Below are 12,777 nucleotides of genomic sequence, written 5' to 3'. Positions count from 1 at the left end.
GTGGCTAAGGACTACTACGGCATTCTCGGCGTCGACCGGAACGCCACCGACGACGAACTCAAGAAGGCGTACCGGAAGCTGGCGCGCAAGTACCACCCCGACGTCAGCGACGAGCCGGATGCGCAAGAGCGCCTTCAGGAGATCAACGCCGCCTTCGAGGTCCTCATGGACCCGCAGAAGCGCGCGATCGTCGACGCCGGCGGGGACCCGTTCTCCCGCACCGGAGGCGGCGGCTCCGGCGCCCCGTTCATGGGCTTCGAGGACATCATGGACGCCTTCTTCGGCGGCTCCATGGGCGGCTTCGGCCGCCGCGGGCCGCGTTCGCGCACCCGGCCGGGCAACGACGCGCTGCTGCGCCTCGACCTCGATCTCGAAGAGGTCGCGTTCGGCACCGAGTCGACCCTCACCGTGGACACCGCGATCCTCTGCGACGCCTGCAGCGGCTCCTGCACCGAAGGCGACGCCGAACCGCAGACGTGCACGACCTGCAGCGGCGCCGGCGAGGTCCAGGTCGTGCAGCGGACCATCCTCGGCCAGGTGCGCACCGCGCGCCCCTGCTCGGCCTGCTCGGGCTACGGCTCGATCATCGCCGACCCGTGCCGCAAGTGCGGCGGCGAAGGCCGCGTCCGCTCGCGCCGGCGCATCACCGTGAAGGTCCCGGCCGGCGTCGAGGACGGCATGCGCATCCGCCTCTCCGGCGAAGGCGAGGTCGGCCCCGGCGGCGGCCCCGCCGGCGACCTCTACGTCGAGGTTCACGAGAAGCCCCACGAGGTCTTCACCCGCGAAGGCTCGGACCTGCGCTGCCGCGTCCGCGTCCCCATGACGCAGGCCGCCCTTGGCACCAAGCTCAACATCCACACCCTCGACGACCAGGTCGAGGTCGAGGTCGTCCCCGGCACGCAGCCCGGCACGATCAAGAAGGTCCGCGGCCACGGCGTCCCGCGCCTGCGCGGCGGCGGCACCCGCGGCGACCTCTACGTCGAACTCGACGTCCGCACCCCCACCAAGATCGACGCCGAGCAGGAAGAACTCCTCAAGAAGCTCGCCAGCCTCCGCGACGAGGAGATCAAAGAGGTCAAAGGCGGCAGCGGGTTTTTTAGCCGTATGCGTGACGCATTCAATGGTCACGCGTAGCGGGATCCATTGAACGGGAAGCGCAGTAATGGTCACGCGTAGCGGGATCCATTGAACGGGAAGCGCAGTAATGGTCACGCGTAGTGGGATCCGTTGGACCGGATGCGCAGTAATGGTCACGCGTAGCGGCGTAGCCGAACGGCGCCGCACCCGCACAGTTCACGCCTTCCGGGCCCGCCTCCCCACCGCGCTCCAAGCGCCGGGGAGGCGGGCCCGCTACACTCCGGCCCGTGATCAGCCTCAACCCCGGCGCCCTCCTGGCCCTCGCCCTCCTGCTGGCCGCGGGTCTCCTCGTCCTCGTCATCACCCTGCGGCGCCGCTCTCGGCGCGGCCCGCGCCGACCCCGCATCAACGCCTCAGCGCCCGCGGGCGGCCCGCAGGTCGGCGAACGCTGGATGACCGACGTGCCCTTCGAAGACGAGCCCCACCGCTCCAAGCAGCGCCCCTGCCTCGTCATCGGCTACTCCGGCCGCGGCTACTGGGTCCTCAAATGCACCACCAAGCCGCCCCGCGAAGCCGAATGGCGCGTCCACGTGCCCGCCGACCGCTGGAACCCGGACGCCGACCGGGACGGCTACGTCGACCTCGTCCCGTACCACCTCCCCAAGACCCGCCTCGCGCACTCGTTCGGCCGCATCGCCGACCGGGGCCTCTACGCCGACATCACCGGCCGCCTCCGATGGGAACGCGCCGTCGACTTCATCGGCTGACCCCGGACTAAGCTGTCCCGGTCACCGACCCGCGAAGGAGCCACGTGAGCGACCCGGTCTTCCTCGTCGACGCCGTCCCCGCCACCGGCGGCTTCGTGCTCGACGGCCCCGAAGGGCACCACGCCGCCGACGTGCAGCGCCTCCAACCCGGAGAGACGCTGCTGCTCACCGACGGCGGCGGCCAGGTCGCCTCCGCGCGCGTCACGCACGCCGAACGCGGGTCCCTCCGCGTCGACATCCTCGAACGCCGCACCGTCCCGGCCCCCGACCCGAAGCTCACCGTCGTCCAGGCCCTGCCCAAAGGCGACCGCGGCGAACGCGCCGTCCAGATGCTCACCGAGATCGGCGTCGACGAGGTCATCCCGTGGGCCGCCTCGCGCTCCATCGTCCAGTGGAAGGGCCCGCGCGGCGACAAGGCCCGCGCGAAGTGGACCGCGACCGCCCGCGAAGCCTCCAAGCAGGCCCGCCGCCCCCACCTCGCGCACGTCGCCGAGCTCCACACCACCAAGCAGCTCCTCGCGCGCCTGCGCAGCGCGAGCCGGGTCCTCGTCCTCCACGAGGAGGCCGACCTGCCGCTCTCGCAGGTCGCGCTCCCCGAGGCCGGAGAGATCGCGGTCGTCATCGGCCCCGAAGGCTCCATCAGCCCCGACGAACTGGCCGCCCTCAAGGAGTTCGGCGAGCCGATCCGCCTCGGCGACACCGTCCTGCGCACCTCCACCGCCGGCCCCGCCGCACTCGCGGTGCTCCAGGCCCGCCTCGGCCGCTGGTGACTAGGATGCCCACCATGACCGACGCCGACTGCATCTTCTGCAAGATCGTGGCCGGGGACATCCCGTCCACGAAAGTCCTCGAGACCGACCGCGTGCTCGCCTTCCGGGACCTGTACCCGAAGGCGCCCACGCACGTGCTCGTCATCCCGAAGGACCACTACGCGAACGTCGCCGAGCTCGCGGCCGCCGACCCGGCGCTCGCCGGCGAGGTGCTGCAGGCGTCCGCCGAGGTCGCCTCCGCTGAGGGCGTCGCCGAGTCCGGCTGGCGCCTGTTCGCCAACACCGGGTCGGACGGCGGCCAGGACGTCTTCCACGTCCACTTCCACGTCGCGGGCGGAAAACCGCTCGGACGGATGCTTTCGGCCTGAAATCACACCGCCTCTGCGTTTACTCGTTGTCGCCTGTCGCAGGCGGCAACTACCATTGAGGCATGTAGAGCAGCGGCCAGGCGCCGCTGGCGGACTCATTTTGGAAGCAGGTGGCGAACAGCCCTCAGTGGGCGAAGCCTATGACCGACAGCTCTGACAACCGCAAGAACACCTCGACGATCACGTCCACGATCACCGTCGGCGACCAGAGCTCGCTCATGGCACTGCTGGGCCGCGCCGACGAGAACCTCCGCTACATCGAACGCCGCAACCCCGGCGTCGACCTCCACGTGCGCGGAGACACCATCACGCTCACCGGACTCAACGGGGCCCTGCACACGGCCGAACGACTCGTGAAGGAGCTGCTCGCCTTGGTCGAGAACGGTGAGAGCGTCGACCCGGACATGATCCGGCGCACCGAGAACATGCTCAAGTCCGCACCCGGCGAGCGGCCCGTCGACGTCCTCTCGCAGAACATCGTCTCCAAGCGCGGCAAGGCGATCCGTCCCAAGACGATCGGCCAGAAGCAGTATGTGGAGGCGATCGACGCCAACACGATCGTCTTCGGCATCGGCCCCGCCGGCACGGGCAAGACCTACCTCGCCATGGCCAAGGCCGTGCAGGCGCTGCAGGCGAAGGAAATCACCCGGATCATCTTGACCCGCCCCGCCGTCGAGGCCGGCGAGAAGCTCGGCTTCCTGCCGGGCACGCTCTTCGAGAAGATCGACCCGTACCTGCGCCCGCTCTACGACGCGCTCCACGACATGATCGACCCCACCTCGATCCCGAAGCTCATGGAAGCGGGCACGATCGAGGTCGCGCCTCTGGCTTTTATGAGAGGCCGGGCGATGCCCCTGTTTACTAACGTCTTGACTCCTGAAGGTTGGCGACCGATCGGTGATCTCGAAGTCGGCGATCTCGTCGTCGGCTCGAACGGTGAACCGACCCCGGTGCTCGGTGTCTTCCCTCAAGGGAAGAAGGAAATCTTCCGTGTCATGACCCAGGACGGTGCGTTCACGCTGGCCACGGCCGAGCACCTCTGGGCGGTCAAGACCGCCTCGGACAAGCGCCGCGGCAAGCCGCACCGGATCCTGGAAACCCAGGAGATGATCGACGACCTCCGGGTTCACCACCAGCGCAAGTACGAGCTGCCGCTCGTCAGCAAGCCGGTCGAATTTCCTGAGCGGGAAGTCCCGATGGACGCCTACGCCCTCGGCCTCCTGCTCGGCGACGGGTGCCTCACCGGCTCCACCACGCCGTCGTTCAGTACCGCTGACTCGGATCTGGCGCTCGCACTCGAAGCCGCACTTCCCGGGATCGAGGTTCGGCACAAGTCCGGTCCCGATTACGTGCTCAATCGTGTCGCCGAACCCGGTGATGTCATCACCATCGCCAATCCGGTGACCGCGGTGTTGCGCGAACTCGAGCTGATCGGCACGAAGTCGCACAATAAATTCATCCCGGAGGACTACCGCTTCAACACGCCTGCGATTCGACTGGCCCTGCTCCAGGGCCTGCTGGACTCCGATGGTGGACCGGTCACCCAGAAGGACCGCACCTGCCGGATCCAGTACACGACTACCTCCATCATCCTGCACGACCACGTGATCGAGCTGGTGCAGTCGCTGGGAGGCATCGCTTACAGCCGTCGCAGGCCCGCCGCTGGGCGAAAGCCGGGTCGCGCCAACGGCCGCGAAGTCGGGTACCGCCAGGATGCGCACGTCATCGACATCCGCCTGCCCGAGGGGATCGAGCCGTTCCGGCTCGAGCGCAAGGCCGCGAAGTACCGCGAATGCGGCGGCGGGGGCCGTCCTGCGCGCTTCATCGACTCGATCGAGTACGCGGGCGAGGAGGAAGCGGTGTGCATCCAGGTCGGTGCCGCCGACTCGCTCTACGTCACCGAGGACTACCTGGTCACGCACAACACCTTGAACGACTCGTTCATCATTCTCGACGAGGCGCAGAACACCACGCCCGAGCAGATGAAGATGTTCCTGACGCGGCTCGGGTTCGGGTCGAAGATCGTCGTCACCGGCGACATCACCCAGGTCGACCTGCCGAACAACGCCACCTCCGGGCTGCGCGTCGTCCGCGACATCCTCGAAGGCGTCGAGGACGTGCACTTCGCCACCCTCCGGGCCGAAGATGTCGTCAGGCACCAGCTGGTCAGCGATATCGTGAACGCCTACGAGAAGTGGGACGCCCGCACGGGCGACCCGAAGAAGGGGCAACGAGGAAACCGTGGGCATCGAGATCATCAATGAGTCCGGGCGAGAAGTCGACGAGTCGGGCATCCGTGCCGTCTCCGACTTCGCCCTCCACGAGATGGGCGTGAACCCGCTCGCCGAACTCTCGATCCTCGTCGTCGACATCGAGCACATGACCGAGCTCAACAAGCGCTGGATGGGCGGCACGGGCCCCACTGACGTGCTCTCGTTCCCGATGGACGACGCGATGCCCGGCCGCCCCGACTCCTCCGAGCCGGGCACGCCGATCCTCGGCGACCTCGTGCTCTCGCCCGAGGTGGCCGAGGCCCAGGCCAAGGAGGCCGGGCACACCACCGCCGACGAGATGCACATGCTCACCGTCCACGGCGTGCTCCACATCCTCGGCTACGACCACGCCGAACCCGAGCAGGCCAAAGAGATGTTCGGCCTGCAGAACCGGCTGCTCGACGCATGGCGGGCGAAACGCGACGCCGCAGCGGAGAGTTAGGCCCGCATGATCCCGTACACGCTCCTGGCCGCGGCGGTCGCGCTGACCGCCGTAGCCGGGGCCGCGGCCATGGTCGACTCCGCCCTCACGGCGGTCTCGCCCGCGCGCGCCGCAGAGCTCGCCGAGCAGCGCCGGCGCGGCGCCGAATCCCTCGTGAAGCTCATCGGGGACCTCCCGCACCACCTGAACCTGCTCATCCTGCTGCGCCTGGCCTGCGAGGCCGCCGCGATCGCGATAGTCGCCGTCGTGGCCTTCGACTCCTGGCACGACTCGTGGCTGGCCGTCGGCATCTCGGCCGCGATCATGACCGTGGTGTCGTTCGTCGCCATCGGGGTCGGCCCCCGCACGCTGGGGCGCCAGCACGCCTACCCGATCGCGCTCGCCGTCGCCGGGCCCGTGGCCCTGCTGGGCACCGCCCTAGGCCCGTTCGCGAAGCTGCTCATCCTCCTCGGCAACGCGGTGACGCCCGGCAAGGGCTTCCGCGAGGGGCCGTTCGCGACCTCGGAGATCGAGATCCGCGAGCTGGTCGACGCCGCCGAGGCCCAGGGCACCGTGGACCACGAGGAGCGCGACATGATCGCCTCCGTGTTCGCCTTGGGCGACACCGTGGCCCGCGAGGTCATGGTCCCGCGCACCGCGATGGTCTGGGTGCCCGCCGACATGCACGCGGACGAGGCCGAGCAGGTCGCGCTCCGCTCGGGCTTCTCGCGCATCCCGGTCGTGGGGGAGGACCTCGACGACGTGCGCGGCGTGGTCTACCTGAAGGACCTCGTGCGCCTCGACGACCGGGTGAACCCGCACGTCAGCGAGGTGATGCGCGCGGTCTCGTTCGTGCCCGACTCGAAGCCCGTGGACGACCTGCTGCGGGAGATGCAGACCGCCCGCATCCACATCGCCGCGGTCGTGGACGAGTACGGCGGCACTGCGGGGCTCATCACCATCGAGGACATCCTCGAGGAGATCGTCGGCGAGATCACCGACGAGTACGACAACGAGCTGCCGCCGGTCGCCTGGATCGACGACCGGACCGCACGCGTCACCGCCCGGCTCTCCGTGCAGGACTTGGAGGAGCTGTTCGGTGTCGACCTGCCCGAACTCGACGTGGACACCGTCGCCGGGCTGCTCGCCGCCGCGCTCGGCAAGGTCCCGCTCGCGGGCGACCGCGCCCGGCTGGGCGGGCTCGAACTGACCGCTGAGGGTACCGTTGGCCGCCGCAACCGCATCGAGACGGTGCGCGTCGCGCGCCTGCCCGACCACGGCGACGCCCCCGTGGCCGCCGCGAACGATGAGAGGCACAAAATCAATGTCTGACCTGCACGTCGACGCCCTCGACGCCGAGGACGCGAAACTGGCCACGCTGGCCCGCGGGGCCGCGGGCCGGGTCCAGCAGACCACCGGCGCGGCCGTGCGCGACGGCATCGGCCGCACCTACGCCTCGGCGGCCGTCGACCTCCCCTCACTGCAGCTCACGGCCCTCCAGGCGGCCGTGGCCCAGGCCTTCGCGGCCGGGGCCGACAAGCTTGAGGCCGCGGTGCTCTTCGGCACCGCGTCCGACGAGGACGGCCTCCAGGCCGCCCGGGAGATCAGTGCCGACCTCACCGTTTGGTCGGTCATTCGCAAAGAGGTGACCCGTCTTGCCTAGCAATGACTTCCGCGCAGGCTTCGCCTGCTTCGTGGGCCGCCCGAACGCGGGCAAGTCCACCCTGACGAACGCGATCATGGGCCAGAAGATCGCGATCACCTCGAAGCGGCCGCAGACCACCCGCCACGTGGTCCGCGCGATCCTGCACCGCCCGGACTCCCAGCTCATCCTGGTCGACACGCCCGGCCTGCACCGCCCGCGCACGCTCCTGGGCGAGCGGCTGAACGATCTCGTCCGCCAGACCTGGTCCGAAGTGGACGTCATCGGCCTGTGCCTGCCGGCCAACGAGAAGCCGGGCCCCGGCGACAAGTTCATCGCCGGCGAGATCGCCAACCTCAGCGCCAAGGTCGTCGCGGTCGTCACCAAGATCGACCTGGTCTCCAAGGACGCGCTCGTTCGGCACCTGACGAACGTGGCCGCACTGGCGGACTTCGCGGACATCGTGCCGGTCTCGGCGAAGACTGGCGAGAACCTCGAGGAGCTCGTCAAGGTCCTTTCGGACAAACTGCCCGAATCCCCGCAGCTCTACCCGGACGGGATGATCACCGAGGAGCCGGAGCGGGTCATGATGGCCGAGCTCATCCGCGAGGCCGCCCTCGAAGGCGTCCGCGACGAGCTCCCGCACTCCCTCGCCGTCGTCATCGAGGACGTCGAGGACGAGGACTCCGACGGCGGCCCGCGCAAGAAGATCTGGGCCGAGATCTACGTCGAGCGCGACAGCCAGAAGGGCATCATCATCGGCAAGGGCGGCGAGCGCCTCAAGCGCGTCGGCACCAAGGCCCGCAAGGGCATCGCCCAGCTCATCGACAGCCGCGTCTACCTCGACCTCCACGTCCGCGTCGCCAAGGACTGGCAGCGCGACCCGAAGATGCTCGAGCGCCTCGGCTTCTGATCCTTTGCTTTAGCGGCCCGGCCCTCCGATTTGCGGGAGGCCGGGCCGTTCGCTTTCCCCATTTCAGCGAAACGCCAGGTGAATGCGCGGTGACTGCGCTCACGGACCCCGCTGTGGCAGAGGCTGAATGGAGTCATGTACTCTTTAACTACCGACGCGGGATAGAGCAGCTCGGTAGCTCGCCAGGCTCATAACCTGGAGGTCGGTGGTTCAAATCCGCCTCCCGCTACAAAGAAAGTCCAGCTGAGAGCCGGTTTCCTCGAAAGAGGGGACCGGCTCTTCTGGTTCTCGCTTGTCGTTCGCTTGTTGTGACTCCCCAGGATGCCTCGGTTCTCGCGGGCACGGAATATCTATCATCTATGACTTAGGCCACTTTTGTTGCGCTGGCCATCGATATCAGGGCGCGACGATCGTCAACTCCCTCAACAAGCTATTCAGCTGCAACGCGTTTGGCGCTAGCAGAGTTCGAAGAATCGCTCTGCCTGCTTCCTGATCTGGGCGAGTCGTTTGGAGATCGGGCTGTGGTTGGCGTAGCCGAGATACTCGGCGACCTCATGCTGGCGGAGGCCGCTGCTCAGGAGCATCACAATCTGGCGTTGCTCGCGATCGAGGAGTGCCAGGAAATCGCTGGTCACGAGGTTTCCGGAGAGGTCGCTTTCCGGCGCCTGCACTGGAGTGGAGTCTGTGAGCTCCACGAACCGGACCCGGACCTTACGTCGCTTGCTGTAGAGCTTGCGCTCGAAGTCCTCCTTCTCGTACGACCATCGGTCAGAGAAGTCATCTTCGACCCGGTGGGAGCGCACCGCGTCGATGACGCTGCGGAGCCCGCCAGCCTCATCGGCTGCATCCACGACGGCTGCGACTACCTCGGCTGCCTCCTCCTCTCCACTCCATATTGTTCCGCCCATGCGTGGGTTGCCGGCCACAGCTTCGTCGAGAAATCCGCCATCGGCCAGAGGGACCGGGCCTGCTGTCCTGCCCTTGTCAACCTCGGGGAAGGTGCCCAGGATGTCCTGGATGATGTCCGTGACCGCGGGGACCCAGAAATCGAGGTTGTGCGCCAAGATTCTGATCGGATCTGCATTGGTGAAGGCATCCAGCCGGGACCCGGAGATGAGATGTGGCCAGACGGTTCGAGCCCAGGCTTCGGCAAGACGTCGTCCGAAATCTGGGGAGAGGTGTCGGTCGATATCGCTCCAGTCGGCCAAGAACGGCCAAACGCTGGACTTCACTCGGGGCAAGCGCGCTCGAGAGAGGGCAGTTTTGGAGAGTAGGTGGTACAAGGGGGCGTACTCGAAGTATCGTGACTGGCTGCGCGGCACGAAGGTGAAGTTGATGTCTCCGAGGTCGGCTAGCTTCGCGATGGGGGCAGGCAGCTCATCCTCGCTGAAGAATCGGCGTCGGAACTGACCTGCCTCCCAGATCATGTTCCACATACTGACTGCATTCTTGAGCTCTCTTGATTTTGACCCAGAACTCATTGGGATGGTTATGAATTGAGGTGGTTCGGGTTTGAGCGGTCGGATCATGCCCTCGTACATCATGCCGGCGGAGAAGTTGCGGAGCGCGGGGAACTCCTCTGGAGAGTCTTCGGTCGGCGCGACGAACAGGTGATCTTGCTGCCAAGCGAAGATCTCGGCGGAGGTGGGTCGCTGAGCTTTATCCATGCGCTTGGTCCGATCTTCCAGGGCCTTCCGACTGTTGTCGAGACTCTCGTGGTGGCGGCGGTGCTTCAAGTTCGGCAGAGGGAAGGTTCAGTTCAGAATTGGCCGACGGCCGGAGGGTTCCTCGACCCAGGGGATGACCGCTTGGTGGGAGAAGCGCTGAGGTGAATCTAGCTAGGGCGTGAAGGATTTCTGCGCGCTGTTCCGGCCGTGTGTCTCGCAGGGCCAAAGCCGCGACGAAGGCGCACACGAGGGCAGGGATGGTGAGGAGCAGCCCAATCGATAGGCCAAGTGTCGTCGTCATCTTGCTATCGTCCCCCCAGTTTCACATCTCTTGCGTGACAACTTGTCACGCTTGAATGCGGAAACCTGAGTCTGGCCAGTCATCCGAAGTACCTCGCGGCAAGCTCTCGGATCTGTTCCAGGCGTTTGGAGATCGGGCTGTGGTTGGCGTAGCCAAGAAGCTCGGCGATCTCATGCTGCCGGAACCCGCTTGAAAGCATCACGATGACCTGGCGCTGCTTCTCATCCAGAAGTGCCAGAAAGTCGCTGGTGACGACGTGGCCTGAGAGATCGCTGCCTGGCCCCTGAACAGGCACGGTGTCCGTGAGTTCAACGAAGCGGACCTGGACTCGGCTCCGTTTGTGATACAGCTTTCGCTCGAAGTCCTCGCGCGCATATGACCACTTGGCAGAGAAGTCATCCTCAACCCGGTTGGATCGCACGGCATCGATGATGCTCCGCAGACGACCAGTTTTGTCGGCTGCCTGCACTGTTGCAGCAACCATCAACTTGGCTTCTTCCTCGCCCAGCCACACCGATCCGCCCACACGCGGACTCACGGCGACAGCATCCTCGAGAACGGTCCCATCGTCAAGGAACACGGGTTTGACCCCGACTGTCGGGTCGGATTCTGGGTGCTCGCTCAACGCTTCGAGAATGCTCGGGGTGACTGGAGGCACCCAAAAGTCGAGGTTATGAGCGAGCAGCTTGATCGGATCGTTCCCGGTGAAAGCCGACAGGCGAGAACCTGACACCAGGTGAGGCCAAACGGTCCACGCCCATGCACTCGCAAGCCGCCGTTCGAAATCGACCGGCAGGTACCTGTCGACGTCGCTCATGTACGGCGCGATCGGCCACACGCCTTGGTGCAGGAGCGGGAGGCCAGCGCGTTGGAGGACTGCCTTCGGCAAGAGATGGAACAGCGGTGCGTACTCGGAGTACCGCGACCGGGTGTGCGGAACGAAGATCGCATTCACATCCCCAAGATCCTGAACCTTCGCTACCGCCTCGGGAAGCTCATCTCGAGCAAAGAACCGCCCGCGGAACTGGGCCGCCTCCCAGAGCATGTTCCACTTCCCGACCTCGAACTGGAACTGCGCGGTGGAAGACTCCATGGGAAGCACCACATATTCCGGAGCTTCGGGGTGCAGAGCGCGGGCCGTCATGCGATACATGAACCCGATGGACACGCTGCGGAGGGCGGGGAACTCCTCTGGGATTGCGCGCCGTTCAGGAAGCAGGTCGGCCTCCCGGTCCTGCGATTCGAGCTCAGCATGTGCAAGATCCCGAGGCATTCCAGATACGTGGTCTGTCTGACGTGGTTTCGCGGTCATACCTGCATCACGACAGTTCGCCACAGCTTCGTTCCGGTACACCTTGAAGTGTGACCACTGACATAGTCAGAAAAGCTGAGGCTCGCTCGGGCGAGGGCATCTGCGGCAAGGCGACTACCGTCCCTACATCCTCGCGCTCCTCAGGCGGACCTCAACGCCGTGCGCTCGCCTGACCGGCGTTGAGGTGCTAGAATGGTGTCAATCGACCCCCTCCCAAGCCTCTCTCTGATGCTCAAATGGGAGGGGCCTCTTGCTTTCTGGGGTATCCCGTGAAACCAAGCCTGGCTGTGGAAGAGCAAGTCGCCCTGCTGATGGAGCGTGGACTCACCGTCAGCGACAAGGCCGTGTGCGCAGCATTTCTTGCTGCGAACAACTATTACCGGTTTTCGGGTTTTGCGCGCCACTTCCAACGAGCGCCTGGCGAGGGTGAGAACTCGTTCCGTGCCGGTACCACTTTTGGGGAGATCCGGGCGATATACGAGGCGGACGAGGATTTTCGTGCTGAGCTTGGCCGTCCCCTAACGCGAATCGAACTGCTGCTTCGAGCACACACTGCTCACGTCATAGCCGAACAATACGGACCGTGTGGCCAGTACCTCGAGGAAGACTTCTACACCGATTTCTCTGGCAGAGAACCGACCGTTGACAGGTGCATTCGCGACATCCAGCGAAGTAGAGAGCGCCACATCCTGCATTTCATGCCTGATCAAGACAATCCGGACTTCAGTGACTTGCCTGTCTGGTCCGCGATCGAAGCCTGGTCATTCGGAACCGTGTCCAAGTGCATCGAACGAGGCGCGAGAGGCGCGCTGCAGGAAGCCGTCGCGGCTAGCCTCGGCATTACGAAGACCGGCTTTGCCAATCGCGTGCGCTCGTTCGTCTACCTCCGCAACCGCTGCGCGCACCACGGCCGCTTGTGGCATCACTCGATCATGGATGCTGGCCCCACTCCGGCTAAGGTTCGTACGAGCGCCAGGAAGCTTGTCGGTCAGTTTGACTCACGTTCGGTGCTTGATGTCATCGCTTCCCTTGACGACATGTTGGCCACCAACACGAATGAAGAGCCCATGCTCCCGAAGCTCGCAGCGCAACACCCTCAAGTCTCCGAGTTCTGGCAGGGCCTGGCGCGGCCGAGGGACTCGCAGTCGTTACCGACGCCCGCGTTGCAGAGGCCCCAAGAGCAATCGAAGAACTCGCTGTCCGTCCGTCCGACGCGCAGCATCTGAATGCAGAGCACCAACGATGCTCGCGATGCTGATCACCAGC

12 protein-coding genes and 1 tRNA gene are annotated in these 12,777 nt (G+C 66.0%); 11 read left to right on the top strand and 2 right to left on the bottom strand.

Annotated elements, in window-relative coordinates; all coding sequences use genetic code 11:
- From dnaJ to AB0I03_RS24085, 10 genes are all read left to right on the top strand, one after another.
- A complete protein-coding gene (dnaJ, locus tag AB0I03_RS24130; RefSeq protein ID WP_360416533.1) occupies positions 1–1,134 on the top strand; it encodes a molecular chaperone DnaJ in 1,134 nt (377 codons plus the stop codon).
- A 230-nt stretch (positions 1,135–1,364) separates the two neighbouring features.
- Positions 1,365–1,844, top strand: a complete 480-nt coding sequence (locus AB0I03_RS24125; protein ID WP_360416531.1) for a hypothetical protein — start codon at positions 1,365–1,367, stop codon at positions 1,842–1,844.
- Positions 1,845–1,888: 44 nt separating this feature from the next.
- Positions 1,889–2,614, top strand: coding sequence for a 16S rRNA (uracil(1498)-N(3))-methyltransferase (locus AB0I03_RS24120; RefSeq protein ID WP_360416529.1), 726 nt, complete (start codon positions 1,889–1,891; stop codon positions 2,612–2,614).
- 14 nt (positions 2,615–2,628) lie between these two features.
- Positions 2,629–2,982 (top strand): histidine triad nucleotide-binding protein, encoded by a 354-nt coding sequence (locus AB0I03_RS24115; protein WP_360416527.1) that lies wholly within the window; start codon positions 2,629–2,631, stop codon positions 2,980–2,982.
- Between the two features lie 140 nt (positions 2,983–3,122).
- Complete coding sequence (locus AB0I03_RS24110; protein WP_360416525.1) at positions 3,123–5,246, top strand: PhoH family protein; 2,124 nt, start codon at positions 3,123–3,125, stop codon at positions 5,244–5,246.
- Positions 5,224–5,697: an rRNA maturation RNase YbeY gene (gene ybeY, locus AB0I03_RS24105; protein ID WP_360416523.1), complete on the top strand. Its 474-nt coding sequence runs from the start codon at positions 5,224–5,226 to the stop codon at positions 5,695–5,697. Before AB0I03_RS24110 ends, ybeY begins: the two co-directional genes overlap by 23 nt.
- Positions 5,698–5,703: 6 nt before the next feature.
- A complete protein-coding gene (locus AB0I03_RS24100; protein WP_360416521.1) occupies positions 5,704–7,008 on the top strand; it encodes a hemolysin family protein in 1,305 nt (434 codons plus the stop codon).
- Positions 7,001–7,339 (top strand): cytidine deaminase, encoded by a 339-nt coding sequence (locus AB0I03_RS24095; RefSeq protein WP_360416519.1) that lies wholly within the window; start codon positions 7,001–7,003, stop codon positions 7,337–7,339. Before AB0I03_RS24100 ends, AB0I03_RS24095 begins: the two co-directional genes overlap by 8 nt.
- Positions 7,332–8,231, top strand: coding sequence for a GTPase Era (gene era, locus AB0I03_RS24090; RefSeq protein ID WP_360416517.1), 900 nt, complete (start codon positions 7,332–7,334; stop codon positions 8,229–8,231). Before AB0I03_RS24095 ends, era begins: the two co-directional genes overlap by 8 nt.
- A gap of 155 nt (positions 8,232–8,386) precedes the next feature.
- Positions 8,387–8,460: transfer RNA gene (locus AB0I03_RS24085), tRNA-Met, on the top strand.
- Positions 8,461–8,686: 226 nt separating this feature from the next.
- On the opposite strand, the gene AB0I03_RS24080 is transcribed toward AB0I03_RS24085, so the two are convergent.
- Both AB0I03_RS24080 and AB0I03_RS24075 read right to left on the bottom strand, forming a co-directional pair.
- Entirely contained in the window at positions 8,687–9,898 is a 1,212-nt protein-coding gene (locus AB0I03_RS24080; RefSeq protein ID WP_360416515.1) for a sigma-70 family RNA polymerase sigma factor, read from the bottom strand.
- 380 nt (positions 9,899–10,278) lie between these two features.
- Positions 10,279–11,511, bottom strand: coding sequence for a sigma-70 family RNA polymerase sigma factor (locus AB0I03_RS24075; protein WP_360416513.1), 1,233 nt, complete (start codon positions 11,509–11,511; stop codon positions 10,279–10,281).
- A 287-nt stretch (positions 11,512–11,798) separates the two neighbouring features.
- On the opposite strand from AB0I03_RS24075, the gene AB0I03_RS24070 reads away from it, so the two are divergent.
- Positions 11,799–12,737 carry an Abi family protein gene (locus tag AB0I03_RS24070; protein ID WP_360416511.1) on the top strand — a complete coding sequence of 313 codons (939 nt, stop codon included), beginning with the start codon at positions 11,799–11,801 and terminating at the stop codon, positions 12,735–12,737.
- Positions 12,738–12,777 lie beyond the last annotated feature (40 nt).

The sequence above is a fragment of the Glycomyces sp. NPDC021274 genome (assembly GCF_040641195.1).
GTDB lineage: Bacteria > Actinomycetota > Actinomycetes > Mycobacteriales > Micromonosporaceae > Glycomyces.
The sequence above is the reverse complement of the archived record's forward strand: the minus strand, read 5'-3'. Positions and strand labels throughout refer to the sequence as shown.

What these genes read in the sequence shown, in the direction of transcription:
- AB0I03_RS24080 (WP_360416515.1), bottom strand. Translation starts at nt 9,898, where the DNA reads ATGGATAAAGCTCAGCGACCCACCTCCGCCGAGATCTTCGCTTGGCAG.
- AB0I03_RS24110 (WP_360416525.1), top strand. Translation starts at nt 3,123, where the DNA reads ATGACCGACAGCTCTGACAACCGCAAGAACACCTCGACGATCACGTCC.
- AB0I03_RS24115 (WP_360416527.1), top strand. Translation starts at nt 2,629, where the DNA reads ATGACCGACGCCGACTGCATCTTCTGCAAGATCGTGGCCGGGGACATC.
- AB0I03_RS24095 (WP_360416519.1), top strand. Translation starts at nt 7,001, where the DNA reads ATGTCTGACCTGCACGTCGACGCCCTCGACGCCGAGGACGCGAAACTG.
- AB0I03_RS24100 (WP_360416521.1), top strand. Translation starts at nt 5,704, where the DNA reads ATGATCCCGTACACGCTCCTGGCCGCGGCGGTCGCGCTGACCGCCGTA.
- AB0I03_RS24075 (WP_360416513.1), bottom strand. Translation starts at nt 11,511, where the DNA reads ATGACCGCGAAACCACGTCAGACAGACCACGTATCTGGAATGCCTCGG.